This window comes from Thiomonas delicata, assembly GCF_900088825.1.
Taxonomy (GTDB): Bacteria; Pseudomonadota; Gammaproteobacteria; order Burkholderiales; family Burkholderiaceae_C; genus Thiomonas_A; species Thiomonas_A delicata.
In genome coordinates, this window is the sequence record NZ_LT592170.1 from 566,830 (window position 1) to 590,519 (window position 23,690).

Annotated in this window: 24 protein-coding genes, 2 pseudogenes and 1 other annotated feature; of the genes and pseudogenes, 16 read left to right on the plus strand and 10 right to left on the minus strand. The window is 62.5% G+C overall.

The window, feature by feature from the left end; all coding sequences use genetic code 11:
- The first annotated feature begins 201 nt into the window (after nt 1-201).
- The 5 genes and pseudogenes from THIARS_RS02710 to THIARS_RS02730 all read left to right on the plus strand — a co-directional run bounded on the left by THIARS_RS02710 (nt 202) and on the right by THIARS_RS02730 (nt 2,197).
- On the plus strand, nt 202-570 hold the full coding sequence (locus THIARS_RS02710) for a DNA-binding protein (protein WP_094160589.1): 369 nt from the start codon (nt 202-204) through the stop codon (nt 568-570).
- 574 nt (nt 571-1,144) lie between these two features.
- A complete protein-coding gene (relB, locus tag THIARS_RS02715) occupies nt 1,145-1,342 on the plus strand; it encodes a type II toxin-antitoxin system RelB family antitoxin (RefSeq protein ID WP_094159103.1) in 198 nt (65 codons plus the stop codon).
- A complete protein-coding gene (locus THIARS_RS02720; RefSeq protein WP_094159360.1) occupies nt 1,339-1,599 on the plus strand; it encodes a type II toxin-antitoxin system RelE/ParE family toxin in 261 nt (86 codons plus the stop codon). Before relB (THIARS_RS02715) ends, THIARS_RS02720 begins: the two co-directional genes overlap by 4 nt.
- A gap of 179 nt (nt 1,600-1,778) precedes the next feature.
- A pseudogene (gene relB, locus THIARS_RS19165) lies at nt 1,779-1,940 on the plus strand (type II toxin-antitoxin system RelB family antitoxin); the annotation flags it as partial.
- A complete protein-coding gene (locus tag THIARS_RS02730; RefSeq protein WP_094159360.1) occupies nt 1,937-2,197 on the plus strand; it encodes a type II toxin-antitoxin system RelE/ParE family toxin in 261 nt (86 codons plus the stop codon). The pseudogene relB (THIARS_RS19165) and the gene THIARS_RS02730, both read left to right, overlap by 4 nt.
- A 187-nt stretch (nt 2,198-2,384) precedes the next feature.
- Here THIARS_RS02730 and THIARS_RS02735 read toward each other — a convergent pair whose 3' ends face one another.
- The 3 genes from THIARS_RS02735 to THIARS_RS02745 all read right to left on the minus strand — a co-directional run bounded on the left by THIARS_RS02735 (nt 2,385) and on the right by THIARS_RS02745 (nt 4,179).
- On the minus strand, nt 2,385-2,753 hold the full coding sequence (locus THIARS_RS02735; RefSeq protein WP_094159361.1) for a hypothetical protein: 369 nt from the start codon (nt 2,751-2,753) through the stop codon (nt 2,385-2,387).
- A gap of 288 nt (nt 2,754-3,041) precedes the next feature.
- Nucleotides 3,042-3,611, minus strand: coding sequence for an HAD domain-containing protein (locus THIARS_RS02740; protein WP_245845462.1), 570 nt, complete (start codon nt 3,609-3,611; stop codon nt 3,042-3,044).
- Between the two features lie 100 nt (nt 3,612-3,711).
- A complete protein-coding gene (locus tag THIARS_RS02745; RefSeq protein ID WP_094159362.1) occupies nt 3,712-4,179 on the minus strand; it encodes an HAD domain-containing protein in 468 nt (155 codons plus the stop codon).
- Between the two features lie 409 nt (nt 4,180-4,588).
- Between THIARS_RS02745 and THIARS_RS02750 the strand changes: the two genes are divergently transcribed.
- The 3 genes from THIARS_RS02750 (at nt 4,589) to THIARS_RS02760 (ending at nt 7,275) form a co-directional block, all read left to right on the plus strand.
- Nucleotides 4,589-5,752, plus strand: a complete 1,164-nt coding sequence (locus THIARS_RS02750; protein ID WP_094159363.1) for a TniQ family protein — start codon at nt 4,589-4,591, stop codon at nt 5,750-5,752.
- Nucleotides 5,753-5,894: 142 nt separating this feature from the next.
- Nucleotides 5,895-6,845 (plus strand): hypothetical protein, encoded by a 951-nt coding sequence (locus THIARS_RS02755; protein WP_094159364.1) that lies wholly within the window; start codon nt 5,895-5,897, stop codon nt 6,843-6,845.
- Nucleotides 6,846-6,912: 67 nt separating this feature from the next.
- Nucleotides 6,913-7,275 (plus strand): hypothetical protein, encoded by a 363-nt coding sequence (locus THIARS_RS02760; RefSeq protein WP_141202320.1) that lies wholly within the window; start codon nt 6,913-6,915, stop codon nt 7,273-7,275.
- A gap of 10 nt (nt 7,276-7,285) precedes the next feature.
- Here THIARS_RS02760 and THIARS_RS02765 read toward each other — a convergent pair.
- Nucleotides 7,286-8,511, minus strand: a protein-coding gene (locus tag THIARS_RS02765) for an IS3 family transposase (RefSeq protein WP_094159366.1) whose coding sequence is annotated in 2 segments (ribosomal slippage) — nt 7,286-8,232 and nt 8,232-8,511 — 1,227 coding nt in all. Because the reading frame shifts where the segments join, the coding sequence is not laid out codon by codon here.
- Nucleotides 8,117-8,233: a sequence feature (AL1L pseudoknot), on the minus strand. Its footprint overlaps the gene before it by 117 nt.
- Here THIARS_RS02765 and THIARS_RS02770 point away from each other — a divergent pair.
- From THIARS_RS02770 to THIARS_RS02795, 6 genes are all read left to right on the plus strand, one after another.
- On the plus strand, nt 8,510-9,316 hold the full coding sequence (locus tag THIARS_RS02770; RefSeq protein WP_141202321.1) for a PDDEXK family nuclease: 807 nt from the start codon (nt 8,510-8,512) through the stop codon (nt 9,314-9,316). The genes THIARS_RS02765 and THIARS_RS02770 overlap by 2 nt on opposite strands.
- Nucleotides 9,309-11,630 (plus strand): hypothetical protein, encoded by a 2,322-nt coding sequence (locus THIARS_RS02775; RefSeq protein ID WP_094159368.1) that lies wholly within the window; start codon nt 9,309-9,311, stop codon nt 11,628-11,630. Before THIARS_RS02770 ends, THIARS_RS02775 begins: the two co-directional genes overlap by 8 nt.
- 5 nt (nt 11,631-11,635) lie before the next feature.
- A complete protein-coding gene (locus THIARS_RS02780) occupies nt 11,636-13,120 on the plus strand; it encodes an ATP-binding protein (RefSeq protein ID WP_094159369.1) in 1,485 nt (494 codons plus the stop codon).
- Nucleotides 13,121-13,136: 16 nt separating this feature from the next.
- Nucleotides 13,137-14,471 carry a TniQ family protein gene (locus THIARS_RS02785; protein WP_186436541.1) on the plus strand — a complete coding sequence of 445 codons (1,335 nt, stop codon included), beginning with the start codon at nt 13,137-13,139 and terminating at the stop codon, nt 14,469-14,471.
- 293 nt (nt 14,472-14,764) lie between these two features.
- The gene (locus THIARS_RS02790; RefSeq protein WP_141202322.1) at nt 14,765-15,043 is read left to right on the plus strand and encodes a hypothetical protein; all 279 of its coding nucleotides are present in this window, start codon (nt 14,765-14,767) and stop codon (nt 15,041-15,043) included.
- 30 nt (nt 15,044-15,073) lie between these two features.
- On the plus strand, nt 15,074-16,120 hold the full coding sequence (locus THIARS_RS02795; RefSeq protein WP_094159372.1) for an IS630 family transposase: 1,047 nt from the start codon (nt 15,074-15,076) through the stop codon (nt 16,118-16,120).
- A gap of 182 nt (nt 16,121-16,302) precedes the next feature.
- Here the strand turns inward: THIARS_RS02795 and THIARS_RS02800 are convergent, their stop codons facing one another.
- Complete coding sequence (locus THIARS_RS02800; RefSeq protein WP_094159373.1) at nt 16,303-16,755, minus strand: MarR family winged helix-turn-helix transcriptional regulator; 453 nt, start codon at nt 16,753-16,755, stop codon at nt 16,303-16,305.
- Nucleotides 16,756-17,060: 305 nt separating this feature from the next.
- Between THIARS_RS02800 and THIARS_RS02805 the strand changes: the two genes are divergently transcribed.
- Nucleotides 17,061-18,095 (plus strand): IS630 family transposase, encoded by a 1,035-nt coding sequence (locus tag THIARS_RS02805; RefSeq protein WP_094159374.1) that lies wholly within the window; start codon nt 17,061-17,063, stop codon nt 18,093-18,095.
- A 45-nt stretch (nt 18,096-18,140) separates the two neighbouring features.
- Here THIARS_RS02805 and THIARS_RS02810 read toward each other — a convergent pair whose 3' ends face one another.
- Entirely contained in the window at nt 18,141-18,521 is a 381-nt protein-coding gene (locus THIARS_RS02810) for a transposase (RefSeq protein ID WP_079668510.1), read from the minus strand.
- Nucleotides 18,522-18,523: 2 nt separating this feature from the next.
- On the opposite strand from THIARS_RS02810, the pseudogene THIARS_RS02815 reads away from it, so the two are divergent.
- A pseudogene (locus tag THIARS_RS02815) lies at nt 18,524-19,489 on the plus strand (IS5 family transposase); the annotation flags it as partial.
- Between the two features lie 136 nt (nt 19,490-19,625).
- Here the strand turns inward: THIARS_RS02815 and THIARS_RS02820 are convergent.
- The 4 genes from THIARS_RS02820 to THIARS_RS02835 are packed head-to-tail and all read right to left on the minus strand — an operon-like array spanning nt 19,626 to nt 23,672.
- Nucleotides 19,626-20,795 (minus strand): Gfo/Idh/MocA family protein, encoded by a 1,170-nt coding sequence (locus tag THIARS_RS02820; RefSeq protein ID WP_094159375.1) that lies wholly within the window; start codon nt 20,793-20,795, stop codon nt 19,626-19,628.
- A complete protein-coding gene (locus THIARS_RS02825) occupies nt 20,792-21,763 on the minus strand; it encodes a PDR/VanB family oxidoreductase (RefSeq protein WP_425444234.1) in 972 nt (323 codons plus the stop codon). The genes THIARS_RS02820 and THIARS_RS02825 overlap by 4 nt, the downstream gene beginning before the upstream one ends.
- A complete protein-coding gene (nadC, locus tag THIARS_RS02830) occupies nt 21,753-22,634 on the minus strand; it encodes a carboxylating nicotinate-nucleotide diphosphorylase (RefSeq protein ID WP_094159377.1) in 882 nt (293 codons plus the stop codon). Before nadC ends, THIARS_RS02825 begins: the two co-directional genes overlap by 11 nt.
- Before the next feature lie 48 nt (nt 22,635-22,682).
- Nucleotides 22,683-23,672, minus strand: a complete 990-nt coding sequence (locus THIARS_RS02835; RefSeq protein WP_094160590.1) for a substrate-binding domain-containing protein — start codon at nt 23,670-23,672, stop codon at nt 22,683-22,685.
- Nucleotides 23,673-23,690: the final 18 nt, after the last annotated feature.

Here is a 23,690-nt window from a genome sequence, read left to right on the forward strand (position 1 = left end):
GCATTTTGCCTGTCGAGCGCCGCGGATGCCCGATCCCCTCGCTGATGACGAATTCGATACGGCCGTGGGCGGCTGCGCACCCGCGCCGACATCGGTAGAACACACCGCCAGCCGCAGTGCCATCCAATGTTCGAACAGGGTTACGATGTGCGCATACTGTGCGCGATATGTTCGCGCAACGTCCCATCGGGAAACGTCACCATGGCAGCCCTCTCAGCCGATATGCTCGAGTCCCTGCGCGAGCCTGGCACCTCGCGGATCTCCCCCTCGAAGCTCGCAGCCCTTCTGGACATGCAGCAGCAGGATCTGGCCCTCCTCGCGGGCGTCCATCGAAACACCGTACGACTGCACCCGGAGTCGCCCCGCTTACAAGCTGCACTGCGTGACCTGGTGCGGCTGCTATCGGCCGCCTCGGCCGTTCAGCCGGATTTGCAGCGACTCATCTTTTTCATCAAGAATGAACCGGTTCCTGCGTTCAGCTACAAAACGCTGCTGCAGGTCGTTCAGGAGGCCCGGACGGATGACGCGATCGCCTATCTTGAGTCCGTCGCCTCTGGTTTCGTCGGATGAAAGCATGTCAGCTTCGCGTCACCGGCGATGCCTCAGCTGGTCGCGATCCGAACGGCGCGGATTCGATTCCACGTCGAAGCTGTGCGCAAATCCAGCGCACCTTTTGCATCCACGTAGCCACCACTGACTACCTCGAAGTTGAACACGCCCAAGAGCTAGCAACCGAGGACCGTTGATCGGCCTGAGCGGGCGTTGGGCGCAGCCGGTGCCGGCGGCCGCAATGGTGCGGGCAGCGGTCGCCCAGATCACCGGCCCCCCGAGCGGCAGGTTCCAGCGCAGGCGAATTGGTGCTCTCGACCCCAAGCAGTCCTACAGCTCGCCTGGTTCAGTGCAACAAAGCGGGCCGCTACAAGCGAGACACTGGCGACGGGAGTTGCACCTGCGACTGCCGCAGAAACCCGGTTTACCAAGGCCTCGACCTTCGCGCCATTATGTGTCTGTTGCACATACCAACTCAGGAATGTGTGCTCGCGGCTCCTTGACCATGAGGGCCGGCCGTTCGACGTCCACGCCCAAGGCCCTGCACCCGGCAGGCAGATGGCTTCGCAGGCGACTTTGCATTACGCTACCCTCCATGAACACGATTCTCTCCCCGATTGAGTCCGAATTCGGCACCCAGCAGGAAGCCCAGGCGCATGACGCCTGGTTCCGCAGCCGTGTGCTGGAAAGCATGGCCGACACACGACCAGCCGTGCCACATGACCAAGTTGTGGCCGAGACGGAGGCCATCATCCAGGCTGCCGAGCAAAGGCAGTCGGTCCGGCGGCGTTGACGCTGCCCATCCATTGGTCGCAGCAGGCGCGCGCCGACCTGCTCGCGATTGTCCGCTACATCAGCGAGCGCGATCCGGACGCCGCGCGCAGAGTGCGTGACTGCATCGTAAGCGCCGTGGCCACCACGGGCGATCATCCCTACCTGTACAAGCCCGGCAGGATCGCTGGAACGCGCGAGCTCATAGCCCATCCGAACTACATCGTTGTCTACAAGGCCAATCCGGCTGAAGCGCCGAGGCGGCCGATGTTCGCGTGATGCGTGGAAAAACCATGGAAATGGCCGCCCCGAATGCCAGCGAGGTGTCAATTCTGGCCGGAATCTGGCTCCCTGCCCAGAAATTGAGCAGCGGGTGAGCGCCATCATGCGATTCCGAAAGCAGGAGTGCGTGCGTTCATTGGGTTCTTCAACAGACTAAGTGTGNTGAGTCCGAATTCGGCACCCAGCAGGAAGCCCAGGCGCATGACGCCTGGTTCCGCAGCCGTGTGCTGGAAAGCATGGCCGACACACGACCAGCCGTGCCACATGACCAAGTTGTGGCCGAGACGGAGGCCATCATCCAGGCTGCCGAGCAAAGGCAGTCGGTCCGGCGGCGTTGACGCTGCCCATCCATTGGTCGCAGCAGGCGCGCGCCGACCTGCTCGCGATTGTCCGCTACATCAGCGAGCGCGATCCGGACGCCGCGCGCAGAGTGCGTGACTGCATCGTAAGCGCCGTGGCCACCACGGGCGATCATCCCTACCTGTACAAGCCCGGCAGGATCGCTGGAACGCGCGAGCTCATAGCCCATCCGAACTACATCGTTGTCTACAAGGCCAATCCGGCTGAAGCGCCGAGGCGGCCGATGTTCGCGTGATGCGTGGAAAAACCATGGAAATGGCCGCCCCGAATGCCAGCGAGGTGTCAATTCTGGCCGGAATCTGGCTCCCTGCCCAGAAATTGAGCAGCGGGTGAGCGCCATCATGCGATTCCGAAAGCAGGAGTGCGTGCGTTCATTGGGTTCTTCAACAGACTAAGTGTGACCAATGGCTTACGCGCGCACCTCACGAACGCATGGTGGCTTCAAAATCGCGGCTCTGCAGGGGTTGTAGCTCTGCGATGTATTTTTGGAAATTTCGCTCAAAGCTGGTGCCTTTGTCCGCAGGGCGCACGACCGTTCGGAGTTTTTGCACGAGACGCTTGAGGGCTTTCTTGCGCGCTAGCGGGACCACGTTGTAATACGACAGGCGCTCGACGAGTGCTACGGCCTCATCAAGGTGGGGCCCGCGAACGGCGTCAAACGTCGGATCCTCCTGCCCGTACCACACCATCAAGGCGGCGGCACGCACATCGGCGAGTTCAACATTCCCAAGCCCGACACGCGCGACTTTGGCAAACGCGGTGTTGGCTGCGGTCGTATCAACTGCTGCCATCCTAAGCTCCTCTCTCATGCTTTCTAAGATATGGGCTGCTGCCGGTTTCGTAGACACCTTTCCCCTTCTGCGACTGCGGGGTGCAGGACGCCGTCGAAGTCAAGGAACAACGCTGTGTCAGTGTGTGGGGCCATGACTAGCTTTGGATGGCGGCGAACGAGGTGAGTCGTGCTGGCGTTGGAGGCTCCACGGCGGCACTGAGGCGCTGAAGAAATTCCAAGTGCAGGTCGCTGGCGTTTTGAACTTTCATGACATCGTGCGGTGTACGTGTGCAATGCTGAGGCGGCATCAAGCTGTTGATGCGCACATCGCTGCGAGCTTGTCGCGCAATTCAGCGTGCACCGCGGGTTCGCTCAAGCCCGCGTGCTCGTGCGTGTGAACAAGTCGGTCACGGCACCAATCGGGCCAATCTTGCGCGTCGTCATCGAGCGCGAGCCAGTCCCGCGGTTGACGGCGCTGGACGTCATCCCAGACCTGGTACCCGCGCGGCATCGCCGCGAAGGCTTGGGGGTTCATGATGCTGTGATACGTCGCCCCTATCACCCGTGCCCGCAGCGCGGGTGTGAGGCGCTTTGCTGCGCGGCTGTAACTGAACACCCTGACCCACGACGTGCTCAACACGATGCGCACCGCTGGGTATGGAGCCAGCAGGGTCTCAAGCAGCGCCGCATGCTGGAACAGCGAGTAGCCCTCCGGTGCGTCCAGATAGGCCCCTTTCCTGGGATGCCAATGCACGTTTTCGTGATGCAAAACGCCGTCAAAATCAAGATAAAGGACGAGCTCCCCGCGGCCAGTTGGACGTTTCATAGCTTGCATCCCACCGGTTTCATGAGAGAGGTTGGCCCCATCAGAAAACATCGTTCGGGACCGAGGCGATACTGGCTGTTAATGGAAAATACCGTTAGTTAACAAGGATATAGGACATTTTGATTGTCACCCTGAATATAGCCAACTACAGTCATTGCGTCCAGTCGACGTGGAGGCGCAGACGATGGAAGTGAGGCCAGTCTGTTGNCTGACGGCGCTGGACGTCATCCCAGACCTGGTACCCGCGCGGCATCGCCGCAAAATCCTGGGCCCTCATGGTGCTGTGGTACGTGGCGCCAATGACCCGTGCCCGCAGCGCGGGTGTGAGGCGCTTTGCTGCGCGGCTGTAACTGAACACCCTGACCCACGACGTGCTCAACACGATGCGCACCGCTGGGTATGGAGCCAGCAGGGTCTCAAGCAGCGCCGCATGCTGGAACAGCGAGTAGCCCTCCGGTGCGTCCAGATAGGCCCCTTTCCTGGGATGCCAATGCACGTTTTCGTGATGCAAAACGCCGTCAAAATCAAGATAAAGGACGAGCTCCCCGCGGCCAGTTGGACGTTTCATAGCTTGCATCCCACCGGTTTCATGAGAGAGGTTGGCCCCATCAGAAAACATCGTTCGGGACCGAGGCGATACTGGCTGTTAATGGAAAATACCGTTAGTTAACAAGGATATAGGACATTTTGATTGTCACCCTGAATATAGCCAACTACAGTCATTGCGTCCAGTCGACGTGGAGGCGCAGACGATGGAAGTGAGGCCAGTCTGTTGGCGCCGATGCCGATTTGAGCCACATGCCGATCGGCGGCTGGGCCATGGAAAACGAGCTGCGCGCGGCGTCAGGCTTGAATTTCGTCGCGCTCTAACCGGCTCACCGCAGACCCGGCGCATGGCTCAAATCGGCATCGGCGCCAACACAGAAGACCTCCGTTGTTAAGCTAAGCCGCCGCCGCACCAGCGCCGTTCTGACTATCCAGGTGAATATCTCTTGAGAGACAACGGCGCTCGCACGAGGCCGTGAGCCATGATTCCGAACTTTCCTGCAGGCGCCACGATCGGCGCCATCCACGCGTCGTGTGTCCATATGGGACGCTTTGTCTCGGTAGCGAAGTCCGCACCGAACATCTATGGCATGCGTACTGATCCCGCCAATCGATTCGGTCTTATGGCCGATGCGTTTGCGAACACCGCACTCGAAGGCACGATCACGGGCGACGAGCTGATCGAGTGCCATACGGCGCTGCCGATCTTCGGCTCCCTGCTGACGCCCGAGTCTCGCGCCCTGTGGAAAGCAGCTCAACTGGCTGGCGATACGAATGCGTGGATGCGTTACTTTCCGCCGAATACGAGCGGGAATATCTTCGCCGAGACGCCCAGGATGTGCTCGTCCTGCGTGGACGAGGACGTCGCTCGCTTCGGCGTGCCGTACTGGCGGGTGCAGCATCAGTTGTCGTGGGTCGCGTCCTGTCACGATCATGGTCAAGCTCTGCATGACCGATGCGAGGAATGCGGTGCCCCGTTCCCGCACGGCCTCAAGATGCTGATTCCCGGCTCGTCCTGTGTGGCCTGCAAGTCCACCAGGACGCGCCCGCTGGAAGCCGTGACCCCCAGCTCCGGTCGTACGGCCCTGGAGGGAGTGCTTGCGAGGGCCTTCCGCTCGCAAGCGCCGGAGCTGGCCCCTGAGGTGCGGGTCCACCTGCTCCGAGAGGCCTTCGCCGGAAAGGATGCCGCCGCCATCGTGAAGCGCTTCATGGCTTTCTGGAGGGCCAAGGGGATGACAGGCCTGGAGCGGACGCTCGGGTGCGCGATCCCGCAGAAGGGGCTGACGCGGCTGATCGCTTCAGGGGCGGGGCAGGTGCCGGTTGCTGTGCTGTTGTCGTTGGTCACCTTCGCTGCCTTGGAGGTCGGCGAGAAGGGGGTGGCCAAGGCGATCGACTTGGCGCGCGAGCAGGAGGCCCGCCTGCTCAGGGCCGACGCCGACACGCGTCATTCCGACGTCCTCTCCGAGGCCCTGGCGGCGCAAGCTCGGGCGCTGTCGATGCCGCCCGAGGTGGTGGAGTTGTTGCTGCGCGACGATCTGTCTGGTGCCTACATCCTGGTCGGCGGACTCAACGTGGCGTCCATGGTTGATCGGCTGCCTGCGCAGCATCGTTCGGCATTTCGCTTTGCGCTTCGTTCGCAGGGGTGACTATGTCCGGTTCGGCCACGGGATTGGCGTTTGACAAGACCGGATTAGCCGCTAAAATACATGTTTTGACATTCATGTCAACCTTCCAAACCCTCGGTTTTCCGCCCAATCCATGCGCCGCTCAGACGTCTCGCGCAGAGCAATGGAGAGCCTGCTTGCTGAAGGGCAGGCGGCGGCACGGCCCTGGCACCGGATCGGGGCGCTGCTCGACGAGATCGACAAGACACAAGCCTGGCGGGAAAACGCGAGCACTTTCACCGAGTGGATACAAAAGACTGCACCCATGCTTGGACTGAAGGAGTCCAGCCTGTGGCGATTCCTGCGATCCTGTCGAATCTACGCCAATCTGCGCAAGGAGATGGCCGCACGGGGGCACGAACTTCCAGAGCCCGAGGCGCTGCCGCCCCAGGTCAGCGCGGAAAGCCTGGAGCTCTTCGACAAGCTCCGCAGAGCAGCCCCCGAGCGTGTTACCGACCCGATCGCTTTTGGGCTCGTCCGTGGTGAGGTCACGCGCACGCAGCTGCGCACCATCTGGCTGGACTACCGTCCTGCCCTGGCAGGGCGAACGGCGCGCGGATATGGCATTGTTTCGGCTCCCCGCGTCGATCGCAGGGATCCTGACGCTGCAGAGTCGCTGGGAGAGGCTGAGGCGCTGCTTGCGCTGCGCGGTGGGGATCGTGCGTGGACGGGGACTCCGGATGCCGACATCTATGCGGTGTTCAGCCGTGTGGGGCTTTCGATTCGCCGCACCAAACCGGGTGTGATGCGGCGCGTGCTGGATGCGGTAGTCGCCGTACGCGCAGGGGAAGGCGCTGACCTCGAGTTCCATGCTTTCGAGGTGCGAGGGCGCAATTTCGGTGAAGAATGCGGCCAGTGGTTCGAGGAAATTGCTCCCTACGTGGACTATGCATGGATTGCCGCGGTTGGGCCTCTCGGGGCCGATGTTGTGGCAAGTGCCCCGGCCGGACTCGGAATTGCGGAGATCCGAGCCGAACAGGTGAGGGTGCGGCGGCCGCCAGAGCGTGTCACCCGTGGCGGTCACTTGAGTGGTGACCTTGCCAAGCAGCTGCTGATGTCCGCGCTGCGCCATTGAAGGCGCGAATTTTTTGCAACATTCACATTAGCGGTCTACACTGCAACTCCTTTTGGGAATCCTCATCGTGTCTCAATCTGCCCAGCTGAACTCGGTGCCTACCGATCTCTCCCTGCGTGACCACTTCGAGCGCCGACCGGCCAACGATGTGGTCGTGCAGGAGGGCTACAGCGCACCCTATCTCTATCTCCTGGAGGAAGACGCGACGGACCGTGGTACTCCAGCTGGGCTGTCGAAGCGTGCAAGCCGATACACGCTGAGAAAACTCGGCCAGGTCGAGCGCGCGCTACGAGCGGGCGCCGGGCAGGGGCGCGGCGACGCCTACCAACCCTGGATCCGGATCCGCCGCGGCTTCTCGAGCCCGGTGAGCCATCAGGTCTTCGAGTCCGTCGGGGTCAATCTGAACCGCCCCGGGTTTCGTGGAGGCTAGTTGGTTTAAGTCATGCCGGAATGGCGTGTTGACTGGCTTGTTGGCGCCAGTAGTTTGCCTCAGCTTCTGCCGGAGGGATACCCCCAATCGGTTTGAGCAGTCGGGTGTGGTTGAACCAGTGCACCCATTGCAGGGTGGCCAGTTCGACGGCTTCCCTGGTTTTCCAGGGTCCGCGGCGGTGAATCAATTCGGCCTTATACAGCCCGTTGATGGTCTCGGCCAGGGCGTTGTCATAGGAGTCTCCTTTGCTGCCCACGGAGGGCTGGATGCCTGCCTGCGCCAAGCGTTCGGTGTACTTGACGCTGACGTATTGCACGCCTCTGTCCGAATGGTGGACCAAGGCATGGGCAGCGGGCCGACGCGCGTACAAAGCCTGCTCCAGCGCGTCCATCACGAAATCGGTCTGCATGGATGTGCTCACGCGCCAGCCCACGATGCGTCGGGCAAACACGTCGATGACGAACGCCACGTACAGCCAGCCCTGCCAGGTGCTCACATAGGTGAAGTCCGACACCCAGAGCTGGTTGGGTCGCTCGGCTTTGAACACCCGGTTGACGTGGTCCTGCGGACACGGCGTGCAAGTGTCGGGGACCGTGGTTCGCACCTTCTTGCTCCGCCGCGCACCCTGCAGCCCCAGGCGTTTCATCAGCCGCTCGACCGTGCAGCGCGCCACCCGGTTGCCCTCGCGGTTCATCTGCAACCAAACCTTGTCAGCTCCATACACCTGCCAGTTGGCGTGCCACACACGCTGGATGTCGGCAGCCAGCGCATCGTCGCGCTGAGCACGGGCGCTGCGCAACTCGGGGTTGCGATGACGCGCGGCATGGCGCCAGTAACACGACGGGGCCATCTGCAGCACTTTGCAGATGGGCTCGACCCCGTGCATGGGGCGGTGCTGGTCGATGAATCGCTTCAACTCTTCAAACGGCGGTCGAGCTCCGCCTGGGCGAAAAAAGCACTCGCCGCTTTGAGGATGTCATTGGCCCGGCGCAATTCCTTGTTCTCGCGCTCGAGTTGTTTGAGGCGTTCACGCTCGCTGCTCGTCAGGCCGTCGCGCTGGCCTGTATCGACTTCCTCGCGCTTGACCCACTCCAGCAGCGTCTGTGGCACGCAGCCAATCTTGGGGGCCATGGATTCGACTGCGGCCCACAGCGAGGGGTACTCGCCTCGGTGCTCCTGCACCATGCGTACCGCGCGCTCGCGCACTTCGGGGGAAAACTTGTTCGTCTTGTTCATGGCTCCATCTTCTCAAAGGTTGGAGCCTCCTCAAAACCCGGGGCGGTTCAATCGGCGCAATCATCACTTCCTCAGCCTGCTCGAGTTCCACACCGCGCTGGTCACCGCTTACCTGGGCTCGGAGGAACTGCGGGAGTGCCTGCCGATGTGGCCGTACGAGCATCCGCACCCGAACTCCGACGACGGTGCGCCGCAGCGCCTGGCGCCAGAGTACGTACCCGGGCTTTTGGACATCGCAGCTGAGGCCGGCATCGAGCATGGCACGTTCATCGGCACCAAGATTCCGTACGTCGGAACCATCGACCTGATGCACAAGCTGTCCTCGCGCAGCGGACTGCAGTACGTCGGCATCAGCTGCAAGCCCCGCGACATCATCGATCGAAGCGAGCGCGCCCAAGAGCGGTTGAAGCTCGATGAACGTTACTGCCTGGCCATCGGAGCCCGACATGTCGTCGAGGATGGGCGCGGTCTCCATCCGGTGGTGCTGAAGAACCTGCGGTGGCTCTGCCCCCTCACCAGTGAGATCCGTGAGTACCGCAGTACCACCCAGTTGCTGGAGTTCTCCGGGTACTTCGACGAGTGCGCGGATGCCATGCCGCTGCTCGATGCTGCGCTTGCGGCCGGTGCCAGGTGTGGACTGAACGAGCGTGAAGACGTCTTCCTGTTCCTGCGTCTGGGCATCTGGACGCACCTGGTCGACATCGATCTGAGCCAGACCATCCGGATGACGCAGCCCATGCACAGGGGTGCGGAAAACGTCCTGGCGCCATTGCGCCGACGCTATCTGGGAGAAGCCCATGTCTGAAATCTATTCCGGATGCATGCTCATCCAGTACGACAAGAACGAGAAGGTCGTACCCGTCGCGCGCGTGGTCGCCTGCGATGCGCGCATGGGCGAGGCGGTCGTCGTGCCACTGCGCGAAAAACCCAAGGTGGGCAGGCGGGTGCACTACATCAAGTCGCCGGCGCGAGTCAGCCTGGAGGCGCTTCGCGCGGACATCGCCAAGAAGGAGTTGGTCGTGGCGCGCTACGAGGCGCCCTCCCACCAGTTGCTTCGCCCCGAGCAGCTCGTCAGAGACAAAAAAGAGGATCAGGCTCCCGACCTGAATCGCCGAACACGTCGCACGCTTCGGAGCTGGTATGCAAGGGCGATGGAACTCTACGAGCTGATACGGCCTTTCGTGGAGGGGAGAACGATCGAGGAGATCGCGTTCGACCCGAAACGCCGCGGGTGGCCGAAGCGGAGGGCCGAGGAACTCGAGCGCAAATGCGCCCCGAAGATCGCCCGCACTCTCAACGCCTACATCCTGGGCATGGGGGAAATGCCGGGAGCGCTCCTGCCGGGCTATGCGTTTTCCGGGGCTCCCGGACGACGCAAGCTGTCCAGGCGAAAGACAGGCAAGCCGCGTGACCCATCGTTGAGGCCAGCGTCAGAAGCGGTCGGTCGAAACTGCGACGAGGAGGTGCGCAAGCTCTTTGCACTGGGCTGGAAGAAATTTCGCAAGGCCGGTGTGTCCATCACAGAGGCGTTCCATGAAACGAAGCATCGCTATTTCGTGGACAGCGTCTCATACGACGGCGTCACTGCCACCGTCGAGCTGAAGAAGGAAGCGAAGGATTACACCGTCGAGCAGTTCCAGTACTGGGGTGAGCGCGCTGATGAGGTTCTCGAAACCAAGGGAACGCCGCTGGTCCTTTCGCCCGATGCGATCCGGCGCGCTGCGCGCATGGGCAGCATGAAGGGCCGGTTTCCCGCCTACAACGACGAGGCTTTCGTCGACAGCACCAGCACGGATCAGACGCTGGTGTCCTGCGCCTCACGCCTCAAGATCCTCGGATCTCCCTGGCGCACCGTGGTCATGGGCGGCGCCGTGAACTACATCTTCGGCGTGCACGTCGGGTTCGAAAACGTCGCCAGCATGACGACCCTTCTGGCCATTCTCCACGCGGCCGAGGACAAGGTGGACTTCTGTGCTCGTTACGGCATCCACATCGAACCCGACGACTGGTTGGCCACGACCTTCCACCGACATCCGGGCGACAACGGCGAACCCAAGGGAAACGATGCCATGGAGGCCCTGCAGGAGATGGAAGCGGGAGCATCCTTCGGGCCCGCGTACATCGCGCTGAACAAGTCACCGCTGGAATCGGACCACCAAAAGAAACACCGCCGGGTGGATCATCGCACACCGGGTTCGACGATGGGGCGAGTCAGCAAGCGCGGCGAGCCCTCGCGGGCGGAACTGGCCCGACTGAACTTCCCCGAGTACATGGCCCTCCTCATCAAGGACATCCTCTACCACAACAACGAGGAAATCATCGAGCTCCCGACGCTCGAGATGCGCCGAGCCGGCGTCGAGCCGACCCGGCGGGGCGTCATCCTCTGGATGAAGCAAAACGGCTACGTCGCCTCGGCCCCGCGCACTCTCGACAACCTGCGTGTGCGCTGCCTGCCCGCCCTGAAAGGCGTGATTCACCAGGATGGCGTGCATCTGCTCGATCCCACGACGAAAACGAGGCGCCTCATTCCCAACCTCGTCTACCGCAGCGAATGGCTGAACAGGCATGTCCTGTCAACCCACAAGGCGGCCAAGAACGTCACGCTGCATCTGGACCCCTCAAACCCCAGCGAGTCGTGGATCCACCTCGAGGGGCTCCACAAGATCGAGCTCATCACCCACGATCCAGAAATGCGTGAGCTGACGCTGCTCGACTGGCTCACGCTGATGCACGACGACCGCCTGAATGGCTATCTCGGCCGCGTAGCGCGCACGCAAGCCGCGGTGAATCGCATCGAGGAAGTGCGACGTGCAACGGCCCGCGCCGACAAGGAACGCAAGGCCGAAATGCACGCACTGGCCGAGGACGGGAAGGTTCCCAGCAAGACGGCCCTGCGAAAGGGCATCAGCAAGAACAAGGCCGAGGAGCTTGCCGCCATGACCGGCATACCGAAACTCACCGAATCCCTCCAGGGCGAGGCTTCCGCGCGCGGAGCCACGCAGGAGGCCTCCCGCATGGTCGTCCGGCCACCGTCCGAGCATGCTCTGCTTGATCCCTTCGAGGCTCTGGTCAACCAGTCCCTGCGGCAGGGATCTGAACCCACCGTTTCCCAGGAGTAGTCCCGATGAGTATTCTCCAACAGATGCTGCAATCCATGCAATCCAACCCTCTCGTCGCGGGATTGCCCCCGCGCATGAGCGATGCGCAGCTCTACGAAAAGCTACGCGTGAGCCCGATCACTCCGGAGGACGTTGCAGAGATTCCGATCGGATTGCGCCAGGATCTGGTTCACGTCTACAAGCAGATCCTGGTACCCACCCCCCAGGCCCTGAAGATCGCGTCGCATATCCAGGACATGCTCTACACGGGATTGCACCACCGCGACCCTCGCGAAGAAAGGAACCGCCGGTTCATCTTCGAGTCGGGAAGCCAGAAGGGACAGGCGATCCAGGAAGCTCGCTGGTGGGCGTCCTATGCCAACGGCGCCGTGATCCAGGGCATCACCGGAACCGGCAAGTCGCATGCCATTGACGCGTTCTTGCGCCTGCACCACCAGGTCATCGAGCATGGGCCGAACGAGGATGCCGGCTGGAGATCGCTCAAGCAGCTGGTCTGGCTCAAGGTCCACATGCCGTCCGACGGCACCCGCGGTGGGTTTCTGCAGGGTGCCTTCCTCGAGCTCGACAAGGCTCTCGGCGAGAACTATTCCGAACAGTACAAGGGATCGAACTGGACTGTGGAGAAGCGCCTGGTGGTGTTCCTGCACCTGCTTGCTGTCCATCGCTGCGGCCTTCTCGTGATCGAAGAAGCGCAGGAGCGCAACCTCGCCGTCAACGAATATGGGCCTGACTTCCTGACCTTCTTCCTTCGCCTGCTGAACTGGGGGGTGCCGACCCTGCTCATCGGAAATCCCCTTGCCTTCAAGGTGCTTCGTACGTTCAGCCAGGATGTCGACCGATTCTCCGAGAGTGGCTGGTTCGAGACGCATCCGATCCCCAGCCACGACAACGAGACCTGGAAGAATCAGTGGATCCCTTTCTTGTGGTTGCCGACGCTCCTGAACGAGCCGGACGAACCCTATCGGCCGTTTTCCGATCACCCGTTGGACCAGACCCTGGAGGGCTTCATCTGGCGGCGCACGGCAGGATTCCCTCGGTACGTCTCCCGACTTCGCCGCGCCGTGCAGATGCATGCGCTCCGGTGTGGCCACCGACGCGTCACGGCGGAACTCGTAGATACCGTATACCGGAGCAGCGAGATGCTGACGCCCATTCGCCCGCGGATCGAGGCGTTTGTTCGTCGCGACGCCACGGCCCTGGCGGCCTACGTGGACATTCCCACAGCCGTCTACAGGACGCTATGGGCCGCTGACGCGAATCCTTCGGCGGCAAGCGCGGCAGCCGCTTCGCCGCGGAGCAGCCCAGTCGGAGGGGGTGATGAACAGGGCCAGCGGCAAGGGGCTTCCGCGAAAGCCAAGGCCAGGCGGCCATCTTCGAAAGGAAAGGCTCAACCCACCGGTGAAATGAACCCGTCCGACAATCGATCGCAGGAGTGGAGAGGCAATCTCCTTGCAAGCATGCGCACCGCGAGCGGCGCAGATTCCCAGTAGCGCGAGATTCCGAGCCGTGTCGCCCATCGCATTCTTGCCCGGCTGGCAGGGAGATGAGAGCCTGTACTCGTGGTGCGCGCGCTTTCACCAGGTTTGCGGCAACGGCTCGGCGCGCAGGACATCGTCCGTTCTGTTCGGAGGCGAGCATGCCGTGCGGGAGCGAGACGCTCCGATGCAACTTCGGCATTTTGTCGACGCTACCCATGGTGCCCTTGGCTCGGTCGAGTCGATACTCCGTACCCGCACGGCAACCGGCCTGTATTGGCCCTTCCTGCATCCTCGTCGGCGCGAACAGATCAGGAGGTATTTCGATAGCACCGCTGGCAGTGGATGGGTGACCCGGATCGGCATGCCGGCCAGCGCGCTTGCCGTGCGGGAGCTGCGCTACTGCAACGAATGTGTGGTCGAGGACGTCTCGAGGATCGGAATTCCCCGGTGGCGCTTGGCCCACCAGATCAGCTGCGCCCACGTATGCCTCGACCACGAAAATCCGCTGAGGACGTTGAAGCTCAGGGCCTCGACCTGGCTTCTGCCCCCAGAGGCCAAGGCGGCCATCGGCCGAACCGAGGAGGCCACTTGGTCACCTGCCGCGGGTCGAATCCTTCAGCGTCTTGCACATCTTGCCTGGAAGTGCATTGGCGTTGAGGCCATCGAACTGGATCTTGTCCGTGCTGCAGTCCTGCATCGCTTGCGCGAGGACGGTATCGCCAGCTGGCAGTTTCCGGTTGACGGGGTCCGGCTGGCCCGCTGGTTCAGAGGTACCGATCTCGCGAGCGCCATTCGCGAAGCGCACTCGTCGCCAGCGCGGCTCGCGGATGGGCTTTGGGTGCACGCGCTATTGCGACGGCGCCGGGAGGAACACCCCGTGCTATGGCTCATGTTGTGGTGCGCCATCCACCCCGAGTATTCGCTGGATGCCCTGACGAGCGGCTTCCTCGCGCCTGCCGCGTGCCCGGTTATCTGGGATGAGCGCGGGCAAGGGTGCCTCTGGTCGACCCCACGCTTCGCGCTTCCGCCCAACGTCATGGATCTGATCCTCAGGCACGATTCGCTCAAGAGCGCAGCCCGGGTGCTCGGGATCTCGATTGTCACGTTGCGAAGGCATCTGGAACTCGAAGGGTGTCATGGCGGTGAGTTCTTCGCAGAAGCGCGCGCATCGCAGCGACGACATGATGCTCTCGAGGTCATCCGCCAGTACGTCGCCCAACATCCTGGATGCTCGAGAACAGCGGTGCACCACGATTGCAAGACGGCTGTCGCTTGGCTGAGCCGGAACTCGAAGGATGATCTTGCGCGCCTGCTGGCAACGATTCCCGAGCGCCGGCCCCGGCAGCTGGACCTTCTCCGCTAGGCACTCCCGGCCTTTTTCGTTAGAAGGAGATTCAGAAAATGACAAGCTATGCTCGACGTCACGCCTCGATGGGCGTGCTTGCCATGTTCGCGCTGGTTGTCGCGGGTGTGGCGCGGCATGCGTCCCCGAGCTACTACGTCTTGCTTGCAACCGTCGGTGTGCTGCAAGCCGCTGTTGTTCGGGCATTCAACCGCAGGCTCCGGAAGCACGGCAAGTAGCTTCAATCCGGTTGCCGCTTTCGATGGCGGGGCCCTCGAACCTGCAAGTGAGCTTCGGCCGCAATGAAAAGCCCCGTGCATCCAGACGTTGCTTCGATGCCACTCGGTGATGAGCCTATGGGCGGCGAGGAACGCCGGCTGCGGCGTGCCGGCGCGCTGCTTGGTTGCGGTAAGCTTTTCAAGCAAACTGTCCACAGTAAAGCAGACCTTCACTCAGCGATCATGGCAGGTGCGTTTCCCAACGCCTATCTGGTCCTTCTGATCTCCAAAGCAGAGGGCCTGGAACTAGCCGACATCGTTCGCGCTCTTGGGATCAGTAAACGTCTGTTATTGATTCGGCACGTTGATGAGTAAACTTTTTCGGTTGTCGTGCGTTGAAGATTCATGGACAAGGAAGACGCCCGATTTCAGAAACTCGAACAACTGCACGAGAGGCGCAAGCAGGTTGTGCGGCTGCATCGAGCAGGCCACGGGGTGATGGCCATCATTGCGCTGACGGGTCTGAGCTATCCGGCGGTCAGGCGCGCGATCGACCTGTACGAGAGTGGCGGAGTTGCGGCGCTGAAACCGACCCGACGAGGCCGCAGCGCGGGCCAGGGGCGCAGCCTGCGCCCCGAGCAGGAGCAGGCGATCAGGCGCACGATCTGCGAGAAGCGACCTGAGCAGTTGAAGATGGAGTTCGCGCTTTGGACGCGCGCAGCGGTCATGCAATTGATCGAACAGCAGTGCGGCATCAAGCTGTCGGTGCGGGCGGTGGGGAACTACCTGGCGCGCTGGGGCTTCACGCCGCAAAAGCCGATCAAGCGCGCCTACGAACAGCGCCCCGAGGCGGTGCAACAGTGGCTTGAGCAGGAGTGCCCCGCGATCGAAAAGCGCGCCCAAGCCGAGGGTGGCGAGATCCATTGGGGTGACGAGACGGCGCTGGTCAATACCGACGTGCGCGGACGCAGCGACTCGCCGCGTGGTCACACACCGGTGACGATGGCCGTGGGCGGCACCCGCCAGAAGCTCTCGATGATCTCGACCGTCACCAATCGAGGCAGGGCCAACTGGATGATCATCGAGGGTTCGTTCAATCATGAACGACTCATCGAGTTTCTGCGCGCTCTCGTGGAAGACGGCAAGCGTGCGGGGCGAAAGGTCTTCCTGATCCTCGACAACCTGGGCGTGCACCACTGCAAGCCGGTGAAGGCCTGGATCGCCGAGCACAAGGCTGACATCGAGGTCTTCTTCCTGCCAAGTTATAGCCCCGAGTTGAACCCCGACGAGCGCCTGAACGCCGACCTCAAGCACGCGATCGGCACGAAGGTCCCGGTGCGAACCAAGGCAAAGCTGCACGCGGCCGCGAGCGAACACATGACTTTCATCGAGGCTTATCCAGAACGCGTCCTGTCCTACTTCCAGGACCCGCTCGTCAAGTACGCGGCATGATGACTTCATCGTGCCGGATCAATAACTGCACAAACAGCCCGGATGTAAGGCAGCAAACCTTTCAAACTCTCACTACGCTAAAACTTGCTCTCCTTGGGCGGACAATGTAGGCGGTTCACTTCCTTGAGCAATACCCCCGCTCATCCGGCGAACTTCGTGGATCCCGCACTCCTGGCCTCGGCTCACCCTGCGAGGCGCTGCTCCTCGTCCTTTGCCAGATTGCGGATCATGCTCAGCACGGCACGTCGTGTGACATCGACTTCAGTGTTCGACAGGCCGTGCAATGCGATCGCATTGACTTCCTCGGCCAACGGCACGAGACGCCGTTCGAGCCTGCGTCCGAGCGGGGTTAGATACACATAGATGTTCTTGCGGTTGTCGGGCCTGTGCTCCAGACGCACGTAGCCGAGGCCCTCCATGGCACGCAGCGCCACGACCGTCGTCGGCTCCATCACGCCGGCTTCCATGCTCAACTCACGCTTGGTCAGCCCTTCCTGCTGCCAGAGAATGCGCAGGAAAGTCCAATGACCCAGTTGTACGTCGTGCTTCGCCAGGCGCCATTGCAGCGAGCGCAAGAAGCCACGCGTAGCATCCTTCACCAAGTGCGCCATGCGGTCCTCGGGGACCGCCTCCATCCAATGGCGCAACACGCGGTCGGAGATTTCCTGACCCCGTTTGGGTTCGGTCTTCGCCAATGTCCCCTCACTTTCTTGCTTGCGTAACGTCAACTGGGATTGTCGCAGGTCGACAGCAAGCGCGTCGAGGCGCTTGGTCTGAGCATCGGCACCGGAACCGGCGCTGCGCGCGCGGCCTTAGGGATGGTCTGCAAAACCTTGGCACCCGGCGCCTGATGTGAGACAGTATCGGCATGGAACAAATGAGCCTATTGATCCGGCACTAAACATTTGAACTTATTGCAAGTCGTAGAGTCAGATCGAGCATGGAAAAGATCGACTCCCGAACGCTGCCGGTGGATGCGCTCAACGAGCGCCGCCGACGTGCGGTGAAGATGCGGCTGGACGGCGCGAGTCTGAAGGACACGGCGGCGCAATGCGAGATGTCGCGCACGACGGTGATCGCGGCGGTGAAGGCCTTTGAGGCCGGCGGTTGGAAGGCGGTCGACGTCGACCGCGGCGGCAGACCGGTGGGCAGCGGCCGCACCCTCAACGCCGAGCAGGAGCGCGAGGTTCAGCGACTGATCCGCGACCGCACGCCCGACCAGTTGAAGATGGTCTACGCGCTGTGGACGCGCCAGGCCGTCGCCGAGCTCATCCGGGACCGCTACGGCATCAAGCTGGCCGTGCGCACGATGGGTCTGTATCTCGAGCGCTGGGGCTTCACGCCGCAGAAGCCCATGAAGAAGGCCTACGAGCAGTCGCCGGCGGCGGTCAAGAAGTGGCTCGACGAGGAATACCCGGTCATCGCCGCGTGCGCCAAGGTCGAGGGCGCCGAGATCCACTGGGGCGACGAGACCGGCCTGCGCAGCGACGACGTGCGCGGCCGCAGCTACGCACCCCAAGGCCAGACGCCGGTGATCCGGGTGAACAACAAGCGCCACGGCCTGTCGGTCATCTCCACCGTCACCAACAAGGGCCAGATGCGGTGGAAGGCCTTCGACGGGGCTCTGAACTCGGACATTCTGATCGACTTCCTGCGCCGGCTCGTCAAGGACGCGGGCCGCAAGATCTACCTGATCCTGGACAACCTGCGAGTGCATCACAGCAAGCCCGTGAAGGACTGGCTGGTCGAGCACAAGCACCAGATCGAGGTCTTCTACCTGCCCAGTTACAGCCCCGAGCTCAACCCCAACGAGATGGCCAACGCCGACCTCAAGCAGGCGGTCACGAAACTGGCTCCGGCGCGGACCAAGCTGCAACTCGTCAAGGCCACCGCCAGACACCTCAGCAGCGTCCAGCGGCAGCCCGAGCGGATCAAGAGCTACTTCCAGCATGCTCCGGTTCGGTATGCGGCTTGAGTTCAATGCTTCAATGCCGGGTCAATAGCTCGACCATCGTTTGCGTCACGATGATGGCCGGTAGCACTGGAATAGCACCGGGCACCGCCAGGGCAGGGTGCTCTTGGTCATGCGCGCAGCGTTGGCGCACTCGCACAGGATGTAGCGAATGGCGTTGTTGCCGTGCCGGGTGCGGCCGGACTTGCGCTTGCCTGCGCTCTCGTGGTTGCCGGGGCTCAGCGCGGCCCAGCAGGCCAGGCGCTCAGGCGCGCCGAAGCGGGCCATGTCGTCGTCGATCTCGATGAGGATCAGCGCGGCGGCGGTCTCGTCAATGCCGGGGATGGTCTGCAGCAGGCTGTGAGCCCAGGCGTAGGGCTGCATGGCGCGCATCAGGTAGGCGTCGATGTCGGCCAGTTGGCGCTGCAGCGCGTCGATGCTGTCGCTCAAGNAGCGAGAGCGGATTCGAGCGCAAGACCAAGCGGACGCGCAAGCGCGAGTTTCTCGATGAAATGAACCGGGTGGTGTCTTGGTCCGAGCTGGTTTCGTTGATCGCCCCGCACGCGCCGACACCGGGCGCCAAGGGGGGACGCCCGCCGTTTGCCGTCGAGACCCTGCTGCGCATTCACTTTCTGCAGCAGTGGTTCAACCTGTCGGACCCGACCATGGAAGAGGCGCTGTACGACACGCCGATGTTTCGCGAGTTCGCGGGACTGGATGCCGGTGAGGACAACCTGCCCGACGAGAGCACCATCCTGCGGTTTCGTCACCTGCTCGAAGCCCACAACCTCAGTCTTCAGATCCTGGGCACCGTCAACGCCACACTGGCGGCCAAGGGCCTGTTGCTCAAGAGCGGCACGGTGGTCGATGCCACGCTGATTGCAGCACCGAGTTCGACCAAGAACAGCAGCGGCCAGCGCGATCCCGAGATGCATCAGACCAAGAAGGGCAACCAGTGGCACTTCGGCATGAAGGCACACATCGGGGTCGATGCGGACTCGGGCTTGGTGCACACGGTGGTGGGCACAGCGGCCAACGTTAACGACCTGACGCAAGCGCACGCGCTGGTGCACGGAGAGGAAACAGACGTCTTTGCCGACACGGGTTACCAGGGCGTGGGCAAGCGGGATGAAACGCAAGACATCGCAGTGAACTGGCACGTGGCCATGCGACCGGGCAAGCGCAAGGCGCTGGAGAAGGACACGCCGATCGGCGCAATCATGGGCCAGTTGGAGCAGGTCAAGGCGCGCATCCGGGTCAAGGTTGAACACCCGCTCCGGGTGATCAAGCGCCAGTTCGGGCACGTGAAGGTGCGCTACCGGGGACTGGCCAAGAACACGGCGCAGTTGTACACGCTGTTTGCGCTGTCCAACCTCTGGATGGTGCGACGCACGTTGCTGCAGGAGAGGCGGGCATGAGTGCGCCTGCAAACGGGCAAAGGGCCATCAAGCCGGGCGAAATCGGCCGCAAAACGAACCTCGCGAGCCAGAAAACGCCACGATTTGATATCAAACGCGTCAACTCCCGCGTCAGCGTGGGTTGTGCAGACCTTCCTTAGCTCAGAGAAATCTCTTCCATGCTGCCGGCCGATTGCAGCATAGCAAGGCACACGGTCAAGGTATCGCGCGCCCATTTCCCATCGTGGATCGGCGCACGCTCCCCGCGCACCGCGGCCTCGAGTTCGTCGATGACTTCGAATCGAGGGGATGGCCCCAGTGGCAGGTCGATGCTCGACATCTTGGCATCGCCGTAGACAATGACTTTGTCGGGCAACGGCCGCAGGTCGGCGTGCTCGCAGCAGACGATGACCGGGCCGAAGTGCTGATGGGCATGCGCCGGAACCTGCGAGGCCGCCTGGTAATGCGAACCTCCGTACGTGCCGTTGGCCTTCAGGCTCGCTTCGGCCTTCATCGAACCGATTTGCTGCAAGCGCCGCCTCGCGCTGCCGTACGAATCCGGCACCTTGGCCTGTCCCATCTCGCCGATTCCCCCGCACCATTCGTCACTGTCGAAATGGCCGTAGCCACTGTAGGAGAGGTTGGCGAAGGCACCGGACTGGAACCAGAGCAAGGCGCTGTAGGCCCCCTCGGTCGGGCGTTCCGGGTCCCAGCGACCCAGCACGGAACTCACCCGGATCACGCTCGATCCAGCCAGCAGCCGGACCACGTCGACCTGATGAGTCGCCTGGCTGAACACCACGCCGCCCCCGTCCTCCGTGCGGAGCTCCTCCGGTCGACGTGGCCTGTACAGGAAGTCGGTGTAATTCAAGGCCTGGATCATGCGCACATCGCCGAAGCGCCCCGACTCGATCAGCTTGCGCGTTTGCAGGTAGGGGGTATCGAAACTGTGGCAATGACCGACCACGAGCACGACGCCGGCAGCGTGGCACGCTCGAAGCATGCTGTCGCATTCCTCGCGCGATAGTGCCATCGGCTTCTCGACCAACACGTGCTTGCCTGCCGCGGCCGCCAGCTCGACATGCTCCGCGTGAAACTGGTGTGGACTGGCTACGTACACCACCTCCACCTCTGGGTCACGCACCATGTCGGCGACCTCGGCGTAGGCAGGGGCGCCAAAATCCGCAGTGAATCGTTCGCGAGCCGCCTCGCGGGGGTCGCATGCCGCCACCAGGCGCACTCGTTGCTCCGCGAGGAAAGTGGGCAGCATCAATGTAAACGCCCGCCCCAGCCCGATCACCCCAAGACGCAGCGCGGATGGCCTCATAGATCGATCACCAGCAGTTCACTGCGAGCGCGCGACACGCAGGTCATGATTTGCGTGTCGGTCTCCTCAGGAAGCAGAACCATGTCTCGATGGTCGGCAACCCCTTCCACCAGACGCGTGCGACAAGTTCCGCAAGTCCCGCTCTCGCACGACGACGCGGCCTTGATGCCATTTCGATGCAATACCTGCAGGATCGTGTCTCCCACCGGCACCTCGAACTCCTGTCCCGTCGAGGCCAGCCGCACCCGGAAGGGCCGATCGTCGGGACGTGCCTGCCCGCCCTCGACGAAGCTCTCGAAATGCATCTGTCGGCTCGACCAGTGCCCCGCCATGTCCTTGACCGCGGACATGAGCCGCTGCGATCCGCAGCAATAGATGTGCTGTCCCGGCTTGGGCTGCTCCAGCAGCGGCCAAAGATCGAAGCTTCGGCGCGGATCCCCCTCGCTATGGTGAATGGTCACGCGGCTGCGCAATTCCCTCGCCTGCAGCTCATCGAGAAAGGCCGTTGCCTCACGATGGCGCGAAAGATAGACGAGCTTCCACGCTGCGAGCGGCATGTCCCCGAAGCTTCGGATCATCGACAGGATGGGAGTGATCCCGATACCGCCGGCGATGAACGCGTAGCTCTTGGCGGCCGGATCCAGTGCGAACGCATTGTCCGGCAGCGAGACGTCGATTGGATCACCCTCCCCGAGCTCATCGCAAAGACTACGAGACCCTCCTCGGCCGCTTTCTTCGCGCTTGACCGCGATGCAGTACCGCGTCTGGTCAGCAGGATCGCTGCAAATCGAATACTTGCGCAACATGCCATTCGGCGCACGCACACGGATATGCGATCCCGCGGTGAACGCAGGCAGCTTCGCAGCAGCGTCCATCGGCACCAGTTCGAAGCCCTTGATTCCGCGAGCAAGGTCACGAGCTGACGCGACCCGAAGCCGCAGAGGAAGTTCCACCTGCTCAGCGTCCATCATTTCCGTCCTCGACATGCAAGCGAATCGACAGGTCCACAGCCTGCACATCCTTGGTGAGTCTGCCAATCGAAATCCGGTCGACTCCGGTCGCTGCGATCGTGCGAATCGTGGCCAGGTTCACGCCACCCGAGACTTCCAACTCGGCGTGGTTAGCGTTGATTTCGCAGGCCAGCGTCATCGCATCCAGCGTAAAGTCGTCGAGCAGGATGTGCTCGGCGCCTGCATCCAGGGCCTCGCGCAATTCGTTCAAATCTTCCACTTCGATCTGCAAAGGCACGTTCGCCGAGAGGCTTCGCGCCGCCTCCAAGGCCTTGCCGACGCCTCCGGCGGCGGCGATGTGGTTCTCCTTGATCAGCATGGCGTCCCACAGGCCCATGCGATGGTTCATGCCGCCCCCAACCCTCACGGCGTACTTTTGCGCATGGCGCAATCCCGGCAGGGTCTTGCGCGTATCCAGGATCCGGCAACCCCGCGGATTCGGCGAGACTCCTTGGATCTCATCGACGTAGCGCTTGGTCGTCGTCGCAACCGACGAAAGCATCTGGAGAAAGTTCAAGGCCGAACGCTCCGCAGACAGGAGTGCGCGGGCATTGCCACGAAAGCGACAGATTTCCGCCCCGGCTACCGTCCGATCGCCCTCGGCGGTCAACCACTCGATCTCCACTTCTGGATCGCAGTAGCGCAGGCAATCGTCAAACCAAGAGCGACCCGCCAGAACGGCGGATTCCTTGGCGATGACCGTGCCTGTCACGCGACGGGCTTGCGGCACCAGGCGCGCCGTCCAATCCACCGGCCCCAAGTCCTCGATCAGGGCGTCGCGCACATTGCGTGCTCGCGCCTGTTCAAGCGTTTCGTGAGATTCATGCATAGGCTTGCGCTGGATCGACGGCAGGACACGTAAGGGCCTTGCGGCCTCTCAAATGCTGTAGGACTCATAGGTCGCCGGGTGGAACAGCTGGTCGATCCGCATGCGCGATGCCGAAAGCCCCTGCGCGTAGTGCGCATCCAGGAAGGTCTCCAGGGTCTCCCTGTTCGAATCGACGCCGTAGGACCAGAAGTCCTGCCCCATGAGTTCCCTGGCGGACTTCAGCTGCTCCTCCACGAATGGCAGTGTGACCTTGGTCGCCGAAGTGTCCGACAGCATCTGTAGTGCCACGGACTTCGACTGTGTGAAGGCCTTCACCAGCGTGGCCGGCAGCCAGGGATGGGCTCGCGCGAGTTCCTGGCGCAAGCCCAGCACATGCATGATCGGGAAAACCTTCGTGCGCTGGTAATAGGCCTTGGCCTCGGCCGTCGGGTCATCGAATAGCCAGCCGACATTCGGATTGGCCATCGCGGCTAGGGCCGGGGTGCGTGGCGCGATGAATCCGTCGATGTCGCCTCGGTCGAGCATCGCAGAGATCGTCTCCCCAGCTGGCGCCTGTTCGATCCGGATGTCGGCCGGGAGCTGCAGCTTGATCTTCTCGGGGCGCCCCGGGGTCTCAATACCGCCGCGCACCCAGACCACGTCCTCGGCGCGAATTCCGAATTCGCTCTGCAGCAGTGCACGCGCCCAGACGATGGCCGTGAGCTGATACTCGGGCACACCAATTCGTCGTCCCTTGAGGTCCTGGGGCCGGGCAACCCGGTCCTTCCGCACGTAGATCGAGGTATGTCGAAAGGCCCTGGAGAGAAAGACCGGCAGCGCGATGTAGGGGCTCTCGGCACGCGAGTGCTTGACGAGGTAACTCGAAAAGGAAAGTTCGCAGACATCGAAATCCTGCGAGCGCATGGCCCGAAAGAACATCTCCTCGGGGTTGAGAAACATATAGACCGGGTCGACGCCGTCGATGAGAACCCGGCCATCGTACAAGGCCCGCGTCCGGTCGTAGTCACCCATTGCGACAGAGAGCTGCAGCTTTGCCATGTGCTTGATCACCTTCAG